This window comes from Thalassolituus alkanivorans, from assembly GCF_020447205.1.
GTDB classification, from domain to species: domain Bacteria; phylum Pseudomonadota; class Gammaproteobacteria; order Pseudomonadales; family Oceanobacteraceae; genus Venatoribacter; species Venatoribacter alkanivorans.
On record NZ_JAJAEL010000049.1, the window covers coordinates 165,456 to 181,230 of the forward strand.

12 protein-coding genes are annotated in these 15,775 nt (G+C 51.4%); 2 read left to right on the plus strand and 10 right to left on the minus strand.

Annotated elements, in window-relative coordinates:
• Positions 1–250: 250 nt before the first annotated feature.
• Entirely contained in the window at positions 251–1,729 is a 1,479-nt protein-coding gene (locus LGT44_RS18855; RefSeq protein WP_230331975.1) for an aminotransferase-like domain-containing protein, read from the plus strand.
• Position 1,730: 1 nt separating this feature from the next.
• Positions 1,731–2,063 carry a DMT family transporter gene (locus tag LGT44_RS18860; RefSeq protein ID WP_225691938.1) on the plus strand — a complete coding sequence of 111 codons (333 nt, stop codon included), beginning with the start codon at positions 1,731–1,733 and terminating at the stop codon, positions 2,061–2,063.
• A gap of 18 nt (positions 2,064–2,081) precedes the next feature.
• Here the strand turns inward: LGT44_RS18860 and LGT44_RS18865 are convergent, their stop codons facing one another.
• The 10 genes from LGT44_RS18865 to LGT44_RS18910 all read right to left on the minus strand — a co-directional run bounded on the left by LGT44_RS18865 (position 2,082) and on the right by LGT44_RS18910 (position 15,626).
• Complete coding sequence (locus LGT44_RS18865) at positions 2,082–3,350, minus strand: NAD(P)/FAD-dependent oxidoreductase (RefSeq protein ID WP_230331976.1); 1,269 nt, start codon at positions 3,348–3,350, stop codon at positions 2,082–2,084.
• Positions 3,351–3,419: 69 nt separating this feature from the next.
• On the minus strand, positions 3,420–4,595 hold the full coding sequence (locus LGT44_RS18870) for an alginate export family protein (protein WP_230331977.1): 1,176 nt from the start codon (positions 4,593–4,595) through the stop codon (positions 3,420–3,422).
• A 24-nt stretch (positions 4,596–4,619) separates the two neighbouring features.
• Positions 4,620–5,558 (minus strand): ABC transporter ATP-binding protein, encoded by a 939-nt coding sequence (locus tag LGT44_RS18875; RefSeq protein WP_230331978.1) that lies wholly within the window; start codon positions 5,556–5,558, stop codon positions 4,620–4,622.
• A gap of 15 nt (positions 5,559–5,573) precedes the next feature.
• Positions 5,574–6,590: an ABC transporter permease gene (locus LGT44_RS18880; protein WP_145468947.1), complete on the minus strand. Its 1,017-nt coding sequence runs from the start codon at positions 6,588–6,590 to the stop codon at positions 5,574–5,576.
• Positions 6,591–6,681: 91 nt separating this feature from the next.
• Complete coding sequence (locus tag LGT44_RS18885; protein ID WP_145468946.1) at positions 6,682–8,079, minus strand: CmpA/NrtA family ABC transporter substrate-binding protein; 1,398 nt, start codon at positions 8,077–8,079, stop codon at positions 6,682–6,684.
• Between the two features lie 362 nt (positions 8,080–8,441).
• Positions 8,442–9,728, minus strand: coding sequence for a nitrate regulatory protein (locus tag LGT44_RS18890; protein ID WP_145468945.1), 1,287 nt, complete (start codon positions 9,726–9,728; stop codon positions 8,442–8,444).
• A gap of 258 nt (positions 9,729–9,986) precedes the next feature.
• Positions 9,987–11,123, minus strand: a complete 1,137-nt coding sequence (locus LGT44_RS18895) for a hypothetical protein (protein ID WP_230331979.1) — start codon at positions 11,121–11,123, stop codon at positions 9,987–9,989.
• On the minus strand, positions 11,114–12,319 hold the full coding sequence (locus tag LGT44_RS18900; protein ID WP_230331980.1) for an SO2930 family diheme c-type cytochrome: 1,206 nt from the start codon (positions 12,317–12,319) through the stop codon (positions 11,114–11,116). The genes LGT44_RS18895 and LGT44_RS18900 overlap by 10 nt, the downstream gene beginning before the upstream one ends.
• Before the next feature lie 57 nt (positions 12,320–12,376).
• Positions 12,377–14,122, minus strand: a complete 1,746-nt coding sequence (locus LGT44_RS18905) for a parallel beta-helix domain-containing protein (protein ID WP_230331981.1) — start codon at positions 14,120–14,122, stop codon at positions 12,377–12,379.
• A gap of 463 nt (positions 14,123–14,585) precedes the next feature.
• Positions 14,586–15,626, minus strand: coding sequence for an AraC family transcriptional regulator (locus LGT44_RS18910; RefSeq protein ID WP_230331982.1), 1,041 nt, complete (start codon positions 15,624–15,626; stop codon positions 14,586–14,588).
• Positions 15,627–15,775: the final 149 nt, after the last annotated feature.

Below are 15,775 nucleotides of genomic sequence, written 5' to 3' on the forward strand. Positions count from 1 at the left end.
TGTGCTGAATCGATGGATAACTGATGAATCATCATGCCGTGCTGTGGGTTACGGCAGCAGACGCAGGGCGGGAGAGAAGCAGCGGTACAGTAGCGCTGCTATTGGCAACTGTACTGGAATGAATTGGCCAAACTGTATCGGTTGGCGGTACAGTTGTTTCTTTAGAATGCGCTTTGTCAGTGAGTAATTGGCCATGGAGCCTATTCCACGCCGCCGATTCTATGCAGCCGTCAGTGCTCAGGAGTTCATCGTGTTACAACGCCAGACAGAACAACCCCTTTATCAGCAACTGGCTGGCCGGGTGGCGGATGATATCCGTGCCGGAGTGTTTGCGGCCGGCAGCAAAGTACCCAGTGTGCGTAAACTGGCGGGGCAGTACGGCGTGAGTATTTCAACCGTAACCCAGGCTTATGCCTGGCTTGAGGATCAGGGCTGGATTTCGGCCCGGCCACAGTCGGGTTACTTTGTCCGCAGCCATGTGTCGTCTGCTGAGCAGCAGATACCGCCGTTATCGGCCGGTGATAAACCCTGCGCTGTTACCAAAGCGGAATTTATTAATAGCATGCTGGCGAAAATCAATCGTCCGGCCATGATCAATCTTGGTGCTGCGATTCCGCGTCCGGACTGGTTACCGCAACGGGTGCTGCAGACCCATATTCAGAAAGTCAGTCGTTTTCATTCTGCCGAAGTATTTGATTATTTATTTTCACCCGGTCTGGAAGAGCTGCGTAATCAGGTTGCGGTACGAATGCGAGATGTGAATGTGCGTTGTCAGGCGGATGACATCGTTATTACCCATGGCTGTGCCGAAGCGCTGGCCCTGTGTTTACGGGCAGTTACGAACCCCGGTGATCTGATCGCGGTTGAATCACCCTGTTATTACGGTTTTTTACAGACCGCCGATATGCTGGGGCTGAAGATTATTGAAATACCCACTGACCCGCAGCAGGGCATGAGTGTCGATGCACTGCAGCTGGCACTACAGCAGTGGCCGGTAAAAGTCATTCAGGTCAGCAGCCGTTATTCCAATCCGACCGGTTGCAGTATGCCGGTAGAGCAACAGAAAAAACTGATGGCGCTGGCCAGTCAGTATCAGGTGCCGGTGATCGAGGATGATGTTTATGGCGAAACAGGGTATCCGGTCGCGCGTGGACAGGCTCAGCCACCGGCTTCGGTGCTGAAAACCTACGATCAGGATGGTCTGGTGCTGTACTGCTCGTCGTTTTCCAAAACGGTCTCGGCAGGCTTGCGTGTGGGCTGGTGCATTCCTGGTCGCTGGTACCGGCAGGTAACAGAACGGCAGACATTTACCACTTTTTCGGCAGCGAGCCTGTCACAATACGCGATGCTGTCGTATCTGCAGAACGGCCACTACGACCGGCATCTGCGTCAGTTCCGGGTGCGTGCCGCCAACAGCATGCAGCGTTTTATTCATGCCATCCGCCAGTATTTTCCACCGGGAACCCGGGTTAGTGAGCCTGCCGGAGGATTTATTCTCTGGGTCTGTTTGCCCGAGGGCGTCAGTGCGATGGATCTGCATTATGAGGCTGCGCAGCGTTCGGTAATTATTATTCCCGGTGATGTGTTTTCCAATACTGAGCATTTTTCCAATTATATCCGCATTAATACGGCTATTACCTGGAGTGAGGATGTGGAAGATGCGATTAAAATACTGGCGCAGCTGGTGAAAAGACAGCAGCAAAAATACAGTGGCAGCGTGGGAGCCTAGTATGAATACCTGGTGGATTCTGGCGATTGCGATTATTGCCGAAGTGATCGCAACCTCAGCGTTAAAAGTCAGCGAAGGTTTTACCCGTTTAATACCCTCGCTGGTGGTGGTGGTTGGCTATTCTATAGCGTTTTATGGTTTGGCCCTGACATTAAAAACCATTCCGGTCGGCGTTGCTTATGCTATCTGGTCGGGCATGGGCATTGTTCTGGTTACCCTGATTGGCTGGTTTTTATTCGATCAGAAACTCGATCCGGCGGCTATTATCGGTATGGTGCTGATTATTACCGGTGTCGTGGTGATGAATGTTTTTTCTGCCAGTAGCGGTCACTGATAATTTTTCAGCACAGTATCAGCAATACGCCTGGCCGAACAATAATGTTGGCCGCAGAGCGGTAACGCTGTCACCCTGTTGCATTAATTCATAATACCAGTGGCTGTCGGCGACATCACCGACACACAGGGCCCCGACGATACGCTCATCGCGCAACAGTATTTTTTTATAAATACCCGCGTGCTCATCCAGCAGTTGCAGAACTTCTGTACTGCTGTCTGCTTCAAACTGACCGATGCTGTGAATATCGACACCGGATACTTTTAATTTGGTTAAATGCTCGCGCTCCTGATACGACAACAGAGGATCGGCAGTGCTTAATCTCTGCTGCTGATCGGTTTGATATTGCTGGTGCAGCTGGCGTGCAAGGATGCTGGCCTGTTCCCAGATGGGAGCGACCAGGCCATAGGTGTTGCCGTTAAATTCGCAGCATTCGCCTAATGCATAAATATGCGGATGACTGGTACGCATCAATGCATCTACCTGAATCCCCTGACCACAGTGGATACCCGCACTTTCTGCCAGTTCTTTATTGGCAATAATACCGGTAGCAAATACCACCAGATCGGTATCCAGCTGTTGCTGAATACGGTACTCAGTCTGTTCAAACTGAATAGTATTGATGTGCAGTTTTGGCGCATTGCTGCTGCACAATTTAAGCGGGGTGCAGCCGGTGCGTACATCAATACCACGGTTAAGCAGTTCTTTTTCCAGCAATGCCGACGCTGTGGCATCCATCTGGCGGTTCATCAAAACAGGGTTACGGTGCAGCAGGGTTACCTGGATGCCGTGGCTGCGAAGTCCCGTGGCGGCTTCTACACCCAACAATCCGGCACCAATCACGGTAGCGTGTTGTATATCCGGCAAGCGTTCAAACATAGTGTCAACGTCGCGCAGACTGCGGAAACCAACAACATTGGTTGCATCTGCACCGGGAATATCAGGCACAAAAGAACGGGAACCGGTGGCTAGTATCAGTGCGTCATAAGCAAAATGGTCGCCACCGGAACAGATAACCTGCTGGGTTAGCGTATCAATGCGTTCAACATTCTGCTTCAGATAAACAGAAATACGCCGGCTCTGATACCACTCTTTATCATGTGGCGTAATGGCATTCAGCGTTGTTTCGCCGGCCAGCAGTGGTGAGAGCATAATGCGATTGTAATGAGCAACAGGCTCGTCGCTCAGTACGTGAATAGCACTGAACGGATGGTTCTCGCCCAGTTGCTCCAGTACCCGGTTGGCTGCCAGACCATTGCCAATAATCACCAGAATGTTTGTCGCCATGTTCTATCTCCTTCGCTGACAGATGGCGGTACCCACAGGGCACCGCCGTATCGCTTTTTTAAGGCTTAATCAGAATTTTGCTTCCAGCCACAGCCAGGCTTTGTCGCTGTCGCTACCATTATCTCCGGCGCTGTAGGCGGCGTATTTCAGACCGGCACTGTAATGCTCAGCAAAGCTTCTGGCGGCGAGGAAATTGACTTCGCTGCCTTTATCGTCATTGCCTTCATCGGCACTGTACTCATGGTACATGGCCAGCAATTTGACACCGGCGACGGCACCCGTGGCTTTAATATAGGTATCACTCAGGCCATCGGCCGGAGTTACCAGGAATTTGTCTGCCCAGCCATTAAACGCATGTTTGGTGGCTAACGGGGTCTGGAATCCATAGGCGCCGTTATCACTGCCGAGGGTTTCATTGCCCAGTGCGAGAGTAAGGCCGGACAACACCACGCCGCCTTCCAGGGCATAATAACTGGCATCAAAATCATCGCTGGACTGGGTAGCAAATTCTGCGCTGTAGATCAGGCTCAGATCATTGACGGCCGTTTTTCCGGCAAAGCGCGCACCATAGGTATCCAGCTTGGCATCACTGTCGTCATCCTTTAATAAATAGGCGTAACCGGTCAGGTTTCCGGCTTTGAGTCCGGAGTAGGTGGCATTAAGTAAATGGCTGGTAACGTCGGCATCAAATTTACGCAGAATACCGTTAACCTGATCGATGTAAGCGTATTGAAGGTTAAGATCGCCGGTTTTATAGCCTGCTTTTAGCGCATCAAACGTTTGTTCATTCTGACGCCAGCCGACATTACCGACGAAGCGGGCATTATCCAGAATAATACGCTGACGACCGGCTACAAGGCTGAAGCCATCTTTGCTGTAGCTGATCTGAGCACGGTTGATCTCGGTGTTCTCCGGATCGGCAACGGTATCATAATCGGTATTTTCCGGAGCATAGTCGTCGATAGCGGCGCGTACATCTTCAATTTCGTACAGCACTTTAAAGCCGTTAAAATCGGCTGTTTCATAACCCAGGCGAGAGCGCAGAGTGAGTGCCGTGGCAGAGTCTTTATCGGCAGCATCGTCATCATCAACGCTTTCATAGCGCAGGCGAAGATCAATAATGGCGTCACCTTTTTTCAGCATATCAACAGCCGTATCTTCTGCCAGCACACTCTGACTGAAGACAATCTGGCTGATGGCTAAACTCAGGGCAGTAGCTGACAACGTTTTTTTTGTTTGCATCATTCTTTCTCCGGTATTTGATTAAAATCAGGCAGTTTTTAACTGGTTAGCTTTATCCTGATCCGGTGTATGAGCATGGGAATGCCCGGCCGGGGTGTTTATCGCGCGGGTTTCATGATTTTCTTTTATTATTTGGGAACCTGAGACCTGACCATGGGGTTGCGTGGCAGGCAGGCTGTCATCAGTCTTACGCTGTTTTTCATAAAGGAAACTCAGCACCTGATGACGGTAATGGTTGTAGCGTGGGTCATCGGCTAACTGCAGGCGGTTACGTGGCCGTTCCAGATCGATGTGCAGAATTTCGCCAATGGTGGCAGCGGGACCATTGGTCATCATTACAATCCGGTCAGACAATAAGACCGCTTCATCCACATCATGGGTAATCATAATGACGGTGTTATTCAGCTCCTTCTGAATGTCCATTAATGAATCCTGAAGGTGCGCACGCGTCAGGGCGTCGAGCGCGCCAAAAGGCTCATCCATTAATAACACCTGAGGCTCCATCGCCAATGCCCGGGCGATACCCACGCGTTGCTTCATGCCACCGGAAATTTCATCCGGGCGTTTATGCATGGCATGGGTCATATGCACCAGCTCCAGGTTGTGCTCAATCCAGGCTTTCATTTCGGCTTTGGATTTTTTGCCACGGAATACCTGTTTTACTGCCAGCTCGACATTTTCATAAGCACTGAGCCAGGGCAGCAGGGAGTGGTTCTGAAAAACCACCGCACGTTCAGGGCCTGGCTCGTTCACTTCTTTACCATTCAGAACTACGCCGCCTTCGGTTGCCTGCAGCAGACCGGCAACAATATTCAGCACGGTGGATTTGCCGCAGCCGGAGTGGCCGATCAGTGAAATATACTCACCTTTATTAATCTTAAGATCGACACTCTGCAACGCGCGGAAACTGCCTTTTGCGGTGCTGAATTCAATACCTACCTGAGTCAGTTCGAGTAGTGGGTTCATAATTTTCTCCGGTTCTCAGCGTAAGGTGGCGGACTTATCCCAGGAAACGCTCCGTTGCAGCAGCAACATAATGCGGTCAAGGGCAAAACCAATTAAGCCGATGGTAATAACCGCGACCATAATACGGCCGAGGGAATTTGAGCTGCCGTTCTGGAATTCGTCCCAGACGAATTTTCCGAGTCCGGGGTTTTGTGCCAGCATTTCCGCAGCAATCAGCACCATCCAGGCGATACTCAGCGACAGACGAAGGCCGGTAAACATCATCGGAATAGCGGCAGGTAAAACAATTTTCCGTACATGAGTCAGCCAGCTTAAACGCAGCACCTGACTGACATTTTTTAAATCCTGAGAAATAGAGGCGACGCCCACGGCGGTATTAATAACGGTTGGCCACAGGCAGCAGAGCATGACGGTAATCATGGAAGTGACAAAAGACTTTGCTACAACCGGGTCATCGCTGACATAGACAGCACTGACCACCATAGTGACCAGTGGCAGCCAGGCCAGAGGTGATACCGGTTTGAAAATCTGAATCACCGGGTTAAACGCCGAGTACAGGTTGGCACTTAAACCAATAACAATACCCAGCGGAATGGCGATCAGTGAGGCAATCAGAAAACCGCTCAGAACTGTAATCAGGCTGGTACCAATCTGATCGACGTAGGTTGGCTTACCGGTGTAGTCGCGGATTTTGACGATATAGTCCGGGTCTTGTGCCAGACGCCGGGCATTACGTTCATCCTGGCGCTGGTAAAAAGCGGCTGCTTTTTCACGCTCTGTAATATGTTCGCTGATCAGGGTTTTACTCTGGATCAGGACATCGGCAGGTCCGGGGAATTTTCCCAGAGAGGTGTTAATGCTTGATGCGGCCGCATGCCAGATCATTAAAAACACCAGAATCCCTGCCAGAGGAATGCCGATGGCTTTGGCAATAATGCTCAGGTTCTGGCTGCGGTTTTCTCCCTGAGCGGCTTTAATCATCGGTTCCAGCCAGCTTATTTTGCTTAATGTTTGGGTCAGGGCAATGCTCATAGGATCTCCTTGACGGATTCAGTTGACTGCACAATTTCGATGAATGTGTGATGGTTGGCCGGCTGTTAAAACAGCCGGCTTATTCCCTGTGTTACAGCTTTTGCTCGCCTTTCAGGCCGATAGCAAACTTCTGCAGGTAAGCATTCGGTTGCTGACCGTCATAGGTGATGTTGTCGATAAATTCCGTTTGTGGGGCACGGAAGCCGCTTTCATTGCTGAAGTCAGGGAAGTCTTTGGCATCGGCTTTACCTTCAGCAATAAGTGCTTTGGCTGCTTCTGCGTAAATGTCAGGGCGATACACTTTTTTCGCGATGTCTTTGTACCAGTCATCCGATTTAGCTTCGGCAATCTGGCCCCAGCGGCGCATCTGTGTCAGATACCAGATGGCATCGGAGTAATAAGGGTAGGTGGCGTTGTAGCGGAAAAAGACATTGAAATCCGGTACAGAGCGCTTATCGCCTTTTTCATACTCGAAAGTACCGGTCATGGAGTTAGCAATCACTTTGTAATCGGCGCCTACATACTGTGGCTTGGCCAGAATTTTTACCGCCTCCTCGCGGTTGGCATTATTGTTTTCATCAAGCCAGGCGGCAGCACGGATCAGTGCTTTGACCACACGCTTGTGAGTGTTCGGATATTTTTCTGCCCAGGTTTTGCTGACGCCAAATACTTTTTCCGGATTGTTTTTCCAGATTTCGTAGTCGGTAATCACCGGAACACCAATGCCTTTAAAGACGGCCTGCTGGTTCCAGGGTTCGCCTACGCAATAACCATAAATCGTACCGGCTTCCATCGTTGCCGGCATTTGTGGTGGCGGTGTAACCGAAAGCAGGGCATCAGCATTCAGCTGACCGGAGGTATCGCCTTTCGACGGTGCGTAATAACCCGGGTTAATACCGCCAGCCGCCAGCCAGTAGCGTAATTCGTAATTGTGGGTGGATACCGGAAAAACCATGCCCATATTAAATGGCTTACCCTGGGCTTTGTATTTTTCTATAACGGGTTTCAGGTAATCGGCTTTAATCGGGTGTACGGGTTTCCCTTCAGCATCTTTGGGAATAAAGGGTTTCATTTGCTGCCAGACATCATTGGAAACAGTAATGGCATTGCCGTTTAAATCCATACTGAAGGCGGTAATGATATCGGCTTTGGTGCCAAACCCAATGGTTGCGCCCAATGGCTGGCCCGCCAGCATATGGGCGCCATCCAGCTGGCCATCAATCACGCGGTCGAGTAGTACTTTCCAGTTTGCCTGTGCTTCGAGGGTGACATACAAGCCTTCGTCCTCAAAGAAACCCTTTTCATAGGCAATAGCCAGCGGTGCCATATCGGTTAATTTAATAAAACCGAATTTAAGCTCTTCTTTTTCCGGATAATCATCAGCATGACTGAGTGGTATCGATAATGCCGATAAACCACTGGCCAGACCTGTGGTCAGAATCAATGCACTTTTTATCAGTGTGCGGCGCAGAGTGTTCAGTCCTTGCATGGTCTTCCCCTTTCTTGGCAACAAAAAAAGGCGCCACAACGGTTGCCCGTTGTAAGCGCCTTTGCTGTTAAAATGTGTCAGTACGGTTACCCGCCATTGGGTATGCACTGAATAAGAAATTCAGAATAAGTATTGCCAGAAGCGTGCCAGAGTTTTCGGACAATGTCCGTCTATGGCGTTTTTAACGCATTTTAATCCGCTAACTTCCTGTTTTTATTTGGGTTGCAATCAACCGTAAGGTTTTTAAAAGCGGTTGTCAGGAATAAAAAAATCCCTGCGTTTTTACGGCAAGGATTTTTTTTGCTCTGCTGAAGAGCAGGTTATGCGTTGGTGCTGCGACTTGGTGCAGTGCACAACCTGATTTAAAGAAGCTCGGTCATGCTTAATAAACCGGCAGCAACATCCACCAGACGGCGGTTCTGATTCATCGCCATACTGCGTAATAACGCATAGGCTTCCTGTTCGCTCATCTGGCGGCGCTGAATCAGTTCACGTTTGGCGCGGTCAATCAGTTTGCGCTCATGCAGTTCTGTACGGGCGGCATCCAGTTCATCATTCAGGCTTTTTAAGCGTTGGCCCTGAGCTTCGATTAATTCGACCACCGGCTTACTGACGTTATGTACCATATCGTCATCGGGACCGCTGAGAGCATGGTCTGACTCATGCCCGGCGGACTGTGAATGGCTGACGTACAGAGCAAACGAAGGAACATCGTCGAACGCTCCGCGTTGCAGGTCGTTGCCTTGTTGGTCGGGACTCAATGCCGCTTCGCGTACCGCAAGAATGCGTTGCTGGCTGTGGGAGAGGAGTTGGGTTTCCAACACTTCTTCGACATATTTGATGGCATCCAGCCGTTCAGAACAGCAGATAAACCAGCGCACATCATAATCCGCTGCTGCCAGTGACTGGGGACCGGCGGTCAGGGCCAGACGCCGCAGGCGTTCAAATTCGAGCTGGAATTCACCGCGCTGAACCTGTTCCCAGGCGCTCAGAGCTTCGTCACTGGCATAATCGCTGAAAATATGGAAACAGCGATCCTGGCGGTCGATTAATTGTGTCAGGCGCTGACGCAGGCCGGGGTCAAATTCATGAGCGGAAAATCCGGCAGCCCCACAGGCGCGTTCCTGTCCGGCCAGCTCTTTGCCCTGCATTAAATTAAACATGGCGACGAGAATACGTGCGGTTATTTCATCGGCCGCGTTGCCTGCGGCCTCGAACACCACGGCCAGTAAGCTCTGAATCATTTCGGAATAGGCTTTGATGGCAACGGTGGTATTGAATTTCAGCTGTTCTACATCCTGACGCAGTTGTGGTAGTCGTTCGAGACTGTGCAGGGCATAACCCAGACGGCGGAACCAGCGTGCGGGAAAGGCATGCTGCCCGTGCTCTGGCAGTAAGTTGGCCAGGGCTTTATGAAACAGCGCCAGTTGCTCATTGCTGCTGTGCCACTGTTGTTGCAGTTCTTGCTGGCAGCGCAGGCCGGCACTGCCAAGAAAGCGGTTGGATAATCCGCGTTCGTACTGCAGCTGATGCAACAGATTGCTGATGGCAATCACCAGTTGGCCGGTACGGGCAAACTGTTCAAGTTCCTGTATTTCCTGTTGCTGACCGAGGTTCAGAAAATAGGCAACGCTGTGAAGATCCTGCACGGAAATGAATCCTTCTTTGCAAATAAATAAAGGCTTTGCTCAGTGCTGGTGCAAGATAAATACCAGATGTGAAATATCGGTTAATAAACAGAAGAGCAGCTGACGGTTGTGCAGCCGCTGATCAGATTAACGGGCCTGGGGACGGGGAAAAGCCTCTGAGCCGGTCAGGGAGCAGGGTTGAGGCAGACTGCTTGCGCTGTAAAGCGGCAGGGCGATATGAAATCGCTCTGTTCTGGTGCAAAGCTGCTGGTGGCTGGTTCAGCCGCTGGCACAGTCCTGAGCGGGCAGGGTATCGATCCAGGCCCGTATTAAGGCGACGGCGTCTTCGTCAGACAGACTACGGCCTATGGGCGGCATCCGGTCGGCTGCACCGTTTAATTCCATGCGTAACGGCAGGCTGGAGTCATTACCGCGCCCGGGCCAGATATCAAAGCCTCCGCCACGCCAGCCATGGGCCGAGTTGCAGACACCATGGGTATAGTCAATGGCGGTGCGCCAGTATTCCAGCCGCAGGCCGGACAGGGCTGCGGCGCCGTTGTCGTTGTGGCAGTGAGCGCAGTTAATATCCAGATAGGCTTTGGCACGTTGTTGCAGCGGTGCTGATGTATCGCGCCAGTCCGGTGCATAAGGATGCTCACCGGCCGGCAAGGTAATAAGCCCCAGAGATTGCCAGTGCTCAAGCTGGTTTACCGGCTGGCCATTCATTTCAATAGTCTGATTCAGGTGGCGGATCTTCGGGCCAATGGGCACAAAACTGAGCTGGTCGTTGATTTTAACCTGATGGCAGTTCTGGCAGCGCAACAGAGAGGGCGATTCATAGGTCAGATTCAGCATTTCGCCTTTATGGCTGAAACTGACAGGTGTCTGGCTGCCGGCTATCGCCAGGCGGGCATCATTAATGTTGTTATCCCAGACATAAGGAATAAATATCCAGCCACTGCTGCGTTTGACCAGCAGGCGGACTTCCATAATATCTTCTGCACTGTCTGTGGTGCTTTGTGTGGGCATAGCAAAGATTTTAACGATGATACTGCCGGTTGGAAAATCGAGCACATCCTGTTGCTGGTAACCGAGCTGAGTACCTTCCGGCAGAAAGATATAGCGGTATTTGCGCGCATGATCGGTAAATAATTCACTGCCCAATTTATAATAAATACCGCCATTGCTGTTTTTAATATCGGAGGGTAATCCTTTAAACAGACCATATTGCGATAATAACGGACAGCGCGTTTGCTGCAGGGCCTGCCAGTTAATTTCGCTGCCGGATTGGTCGCAGAGTGGGTCCGCGGAAAGGGCTGGGGTATTGTTTTCGTCCGCGCTGCCGGCTCCGCAGCCGATCAGCAATAGCATTAAAAAAAGGGCGCAGAAGCGCCCGGTGACATTAATTAATTGCACAATGCCGGGTCCAGACTGTCAATCCAGGCTTTGATCAGTGCAGTACCTTCGGTATGAATAACCGCACGTCCCAGTGGTGGCATGATCAGGCCGGCCTTGGTGGTATTCATACGGTTATACATCAGCGACTGGGAAGAATCGCCCGGTACAATAATCCAGGTTGAGCCTGCGCTGGCGCCGGAAACCGGTACGGCACAGGCACCGTGATGGCCTTCGTTACCGTCCCAGGGGATATTGTAATCGGCACGGAAAGCGGTATTGCTGGCTTGTCCTTCGGTGCGGTGGCAGTGACCGCAATTGATATCCAGCCAGGATTTCGCCGTAGCCGTCAATTGTTCCGGCGTGCCACTGTATTCAGCGAGAGATTTATAGTCACTGAAATCCGCCGCTTTCTGAATGCTGCTGTTTTCGGCTGGTAAACCGCTGAGCATATTGTCGGCGACCCATTTGTTTAACTGATTTTCCGGGCCCTGACCAAAATCATAATCGGAATTCAGATAGCGGGCTTTGGGGCCTATCGGGGCGAAATAAGCCGGTGTCGGATCAATACCGTTAACGGCATCGTGATCGCCATTAGGATTAAACTGATGGCAATTGGTACAGGAATTCTGATTTGGTACGCCATAATTAAACGACAGGGTATCTTCACCGTGTTTCAGATTATTAATGGCTACCACCTCACCGGTTTTATCCCAGACGGCTTCGGTTTCTGCTGCGTTCCATACATATGGGCGGGCTACCCAGCCACCGGCTTTTTTGATCAGCAAGCGGGTTTCAATAATCCTTTCCTTTTCTACACCACGATCAGAGGTGTCGGCGGGCATGGTAAAGGTTTTGGTAATGACGGTGCCGACGGGGAATTCAAAAACTTCTTTTTCTGAATAGGTGGCTGTTTGTCCTTCGGGGATAAATACAAAACGATACTTGGATGCGTAGTCGGTAAACAGTGGTGCCGAGAGGCTGTAAGGCAGTCCGCGCGTACTGGCATTCTGTGTCGGGTCGCAAGGGTTATCAAATAACTGATATTCAGCCAGTGTTGCAGCATCGGCCTGCAGTACTTTTTCCCAGTTAACCGATTTTTCCGATGAGATACAGGCAGACGACGAATCGGTATTGTCGCTATTGCTGCTTTCGCCGCCACAGGCCGTCAGTAATACAGCGGCTGAAATTACTGCCAGAGAATTGATATATTTCATAAATTTAATCCGCAATACAGACTTGGAGAAGCCGGGGGCCTATGGCCCCCGTGGAGGTTACAGAGCGCAGGACGGGTTTTCGCTGTCGTCAGCGGTGCAGCCAAAGGTTTGAGTGTTAAAGGTAACGGTGGCTGGTGTGCCTACGAAACCGGAACCACAGCTCATGACTCCATCCGGATCGGCCATAATGGACGCAGCAATGCTCAGGTTGCCACCGGCCAGCTGTTCCAGTTTGCTTAAAGGCAAACCACTGGCGTCAAACGTACTGTCTGTTGCGGTGGTTTCGTACACTGAGGCCGCAAACAGATTCATGCCATCAATGTTGTTATTGGTTTGACACACGCCACCATCGGTTGCGTAAGGGGCAAACTTGTCCAGGTCAATGTCGGTGTAATCAGGAACACCAGGAATATTGGTTTTTACTTCTGCCGCTACCTGATTAATTCCACCGGCGATCGCCTGCATAATGCTTCCGCCACCCCCCGGGTTTGCTGTATTGGCCAGCAGTTCACCAACACCATCATAAAGAATGTGCGGTACGGTTGTTTTGCCGCTGGCAATATCCGGCTGCATGCTATGGAAGGCACTGTAACCGTTGATCAGATCCTCAATCAGCGCACCCTGTGGGTTATTCAGCCCGGCGGCGAGGCTGATGGTGTTGTTGTGAATGTTGATGTTGCGTACGAACGGTGACCAGCCATCCATAAAGACTTCAGCATATGGGTGAATATCACCGTAGCTCATGACTTCACCACCAACGTCCTGATCCGGAACGGCAGCGACTTTGTCATCTGGCAGCATGTAGGAAGTAATAGCGATAGAGGTTGTCTGGTGGTCTTTGATGGTGTTGTTGTAAATCTCAACGTCGGATGTTGAGAGTACGATCACACCGGTACCCGGTGGCACGATATGAACACCACCGGCAAAGGTGCCGACTTTGGCGAAGTTAGGTGCGTTGTTGGCTTCAACATTGTTGTCGAATACGCGCACGCCGGAACCGTATTTGCCGTTGCCGATTGGCAGATCAAAAATCAGGATACCGCCGGTGTTGCCGGTAGCGGTGTTGCCATATACGTCCGCCTCGGTGCTGTTTTCGATTTCGATACCAGCGACGTTTTTCTCGGCGATGTTATTACGCACAACGATCTTGTCAGACTGACCCACATAGATACCGGCATCGGCAGAGCCTTTCACGTAACAGTCTTCAATCAGCACGTTGCTGGTCTGTACCGGATACAGGCCATAGGCGCCGTTGGTTGACTGATAATCGGTTTCCCACACCGTTGCCATACGACGCATGATCACACCGTCGGATTTGGTCACTTTAAGAGCGTTGTTATTCGACTCGTAGATGGCGAAATCTTCAAAAATAAGATTGTTGGTGTTGTTGATCAGGAAACCATCGGAAGCGGCGCCGCTGGCGTCGATAATGGTTTTCTCCATGCCCGCACCACGGAAGGTAAGGTTGGATACCGGAATGTTATCGACCAGACCGTTGAAATCGATGGTGCTTGTGAAGGCATAACGCCCCTGAGGCAATACAAAAGTGTCACCGGTTTCTGCTCCGGCCAGAGCTTCAATCAGTTCATCCTGAACTGCAGCATCGCTCAGGTCGTTAGCCGAGCCGATACAGATCACCCGTGCCCCGGAGGTGCTGCTGTCGGTACAGTTAAAAACTTTTTTCAGACCTGTGTCACTGCTGCTTTTATTATCGCTGCCGCCGCAGGCGGTCAGGCCGATGGCGGCAATGGCCATCGCCAGCACCAGCGGCTTGTGAGCGCGGGAGGTGTGTGCTTTCTGCATGATGAATACCTTTTATCTTTGTTGTTATTCGCCCGGATTCCTTTCCTGAGCATTATGTCGGTAGCGTCCAGGCCGCATTTATCAAAGCGGAAGGTTTGGAAGCGGTAAAAGCAAATCGTGCTGCAAACTCTGGAGGTGGTTGTGCATTTTTTGAAAAGTCAGTGTTTATGGGGCTTTCAGGGCTTCCGCAGGCTGCAGAAAAGGGGCTGTGCAAAAGTTAAAACGCAGGATGTGCACAGTCTTTTGGGGAGTGTTTTGGTACGTATTCGGGTGTTTTTTCGGGCCTCTTGCAGGTACCTGATGAAAGAAAGGGCGTCCCTTTGGCAGCATCCGTTTGGCGCCTGGAGTGAGTATCGCAAGAGGGGGCTTTTTAATTACCCGCTAATAGGAACCACTTCGGGAGCTTCAGTGCTGAAGCAGGATAGAAAAATACCGTATGGCCGGAGAATCCTCCGGCACAGAATCAGTTGTGTGGTGGCTGGCCGCGGTGTTCGCGGTAATCGGACGGTGTGCTGTTGTGTATCTTACGGAAGGCACGGTTAAACGAACTCATGGTGCGGTAGCCAACATCAAGCGCGATATTGGTAATCGGGGTTTCGGCTTCATTCAGCAGGCGATCGGCGGCTTCGCCGATACGCAGCTCGTTAATGTACTCATTAAAGTTGTTGTAATTCAGCGCCTTATTGATGGTGGCGCGCAAACGGTATTCCGGAATGCCAAGTTCCTGAGCGAGAATGGCCAGCGTCAGGTTTTCACGCCGGTAAAAACCCTGATTCATCAATTCCTGCAGCATCTGCAGTTCTTCGCAACTTTGCTGGCTGAGGGCCAGAGTGGTGCCTGCTGGCGCCTCGTCTGTATCGTTGTCGGCTGGCGCAGGCTGTGGCAGTAAACGCCACAACTCAGAACGTCCCTGCATCAGCAGCCAGGCCAGAATCAGGATGGAAACATCCAGTGCCAGATAACGTGAGGTGCTGTCGCCGATGCGCATATTGAACGAAAAAATTCCCCAGCCAACGGCCAGGCCGGTTGCCAGCATCACGCCGCCACGCAGGCGCCGGCGGGCTTCGACCAGGTCGTTATTCCAGTTGCTGATGACTTCCCACAGCCCAGCCAGAATCAGCAGATACTCCAGCCACTGTGGAATGCCTTTCAGCAACAGGTGCAGGCCATCCGGAGTGCCGACCAGTAAATACAGTAACGGACCTAAGAAGCTGTAAAAGGCCAGGCCCCAGAGAAGGTGACGGGGTTCGTCGGCTGCGACAAAGGTCAGGCGGCAGCACATCCAGAACAGGGCCGGTGTCGCACTCTGCACAACATAGGAGTAGCCGTGCCAGGCCTGAGGCAGCCAGGGGTGAAACAGATGCACATTGGCGCCAACCAGCAGCAGGATAAACAGCCGGGCAGTCAGGGTATGAAAAAAATCCCGTGCAATAATCGCCGCGAGTATCAGGCTTAATCCGGCTCCGAAAGCCGCAAAAAACAACAGAGGATCAAAGGGTGGCATAGGTTGGCTCGTACGTTCTTCTTATTTTGAGCGCTATTTGCGCAGCTCCCGATACTCGGCCAGTACGCGCAAAAAGACAAGACGATGGTGCGGATAAAATGGCGGAAAGGTAAAAAACAGCCTGTGAATCACGGAATTATCCGTATAAA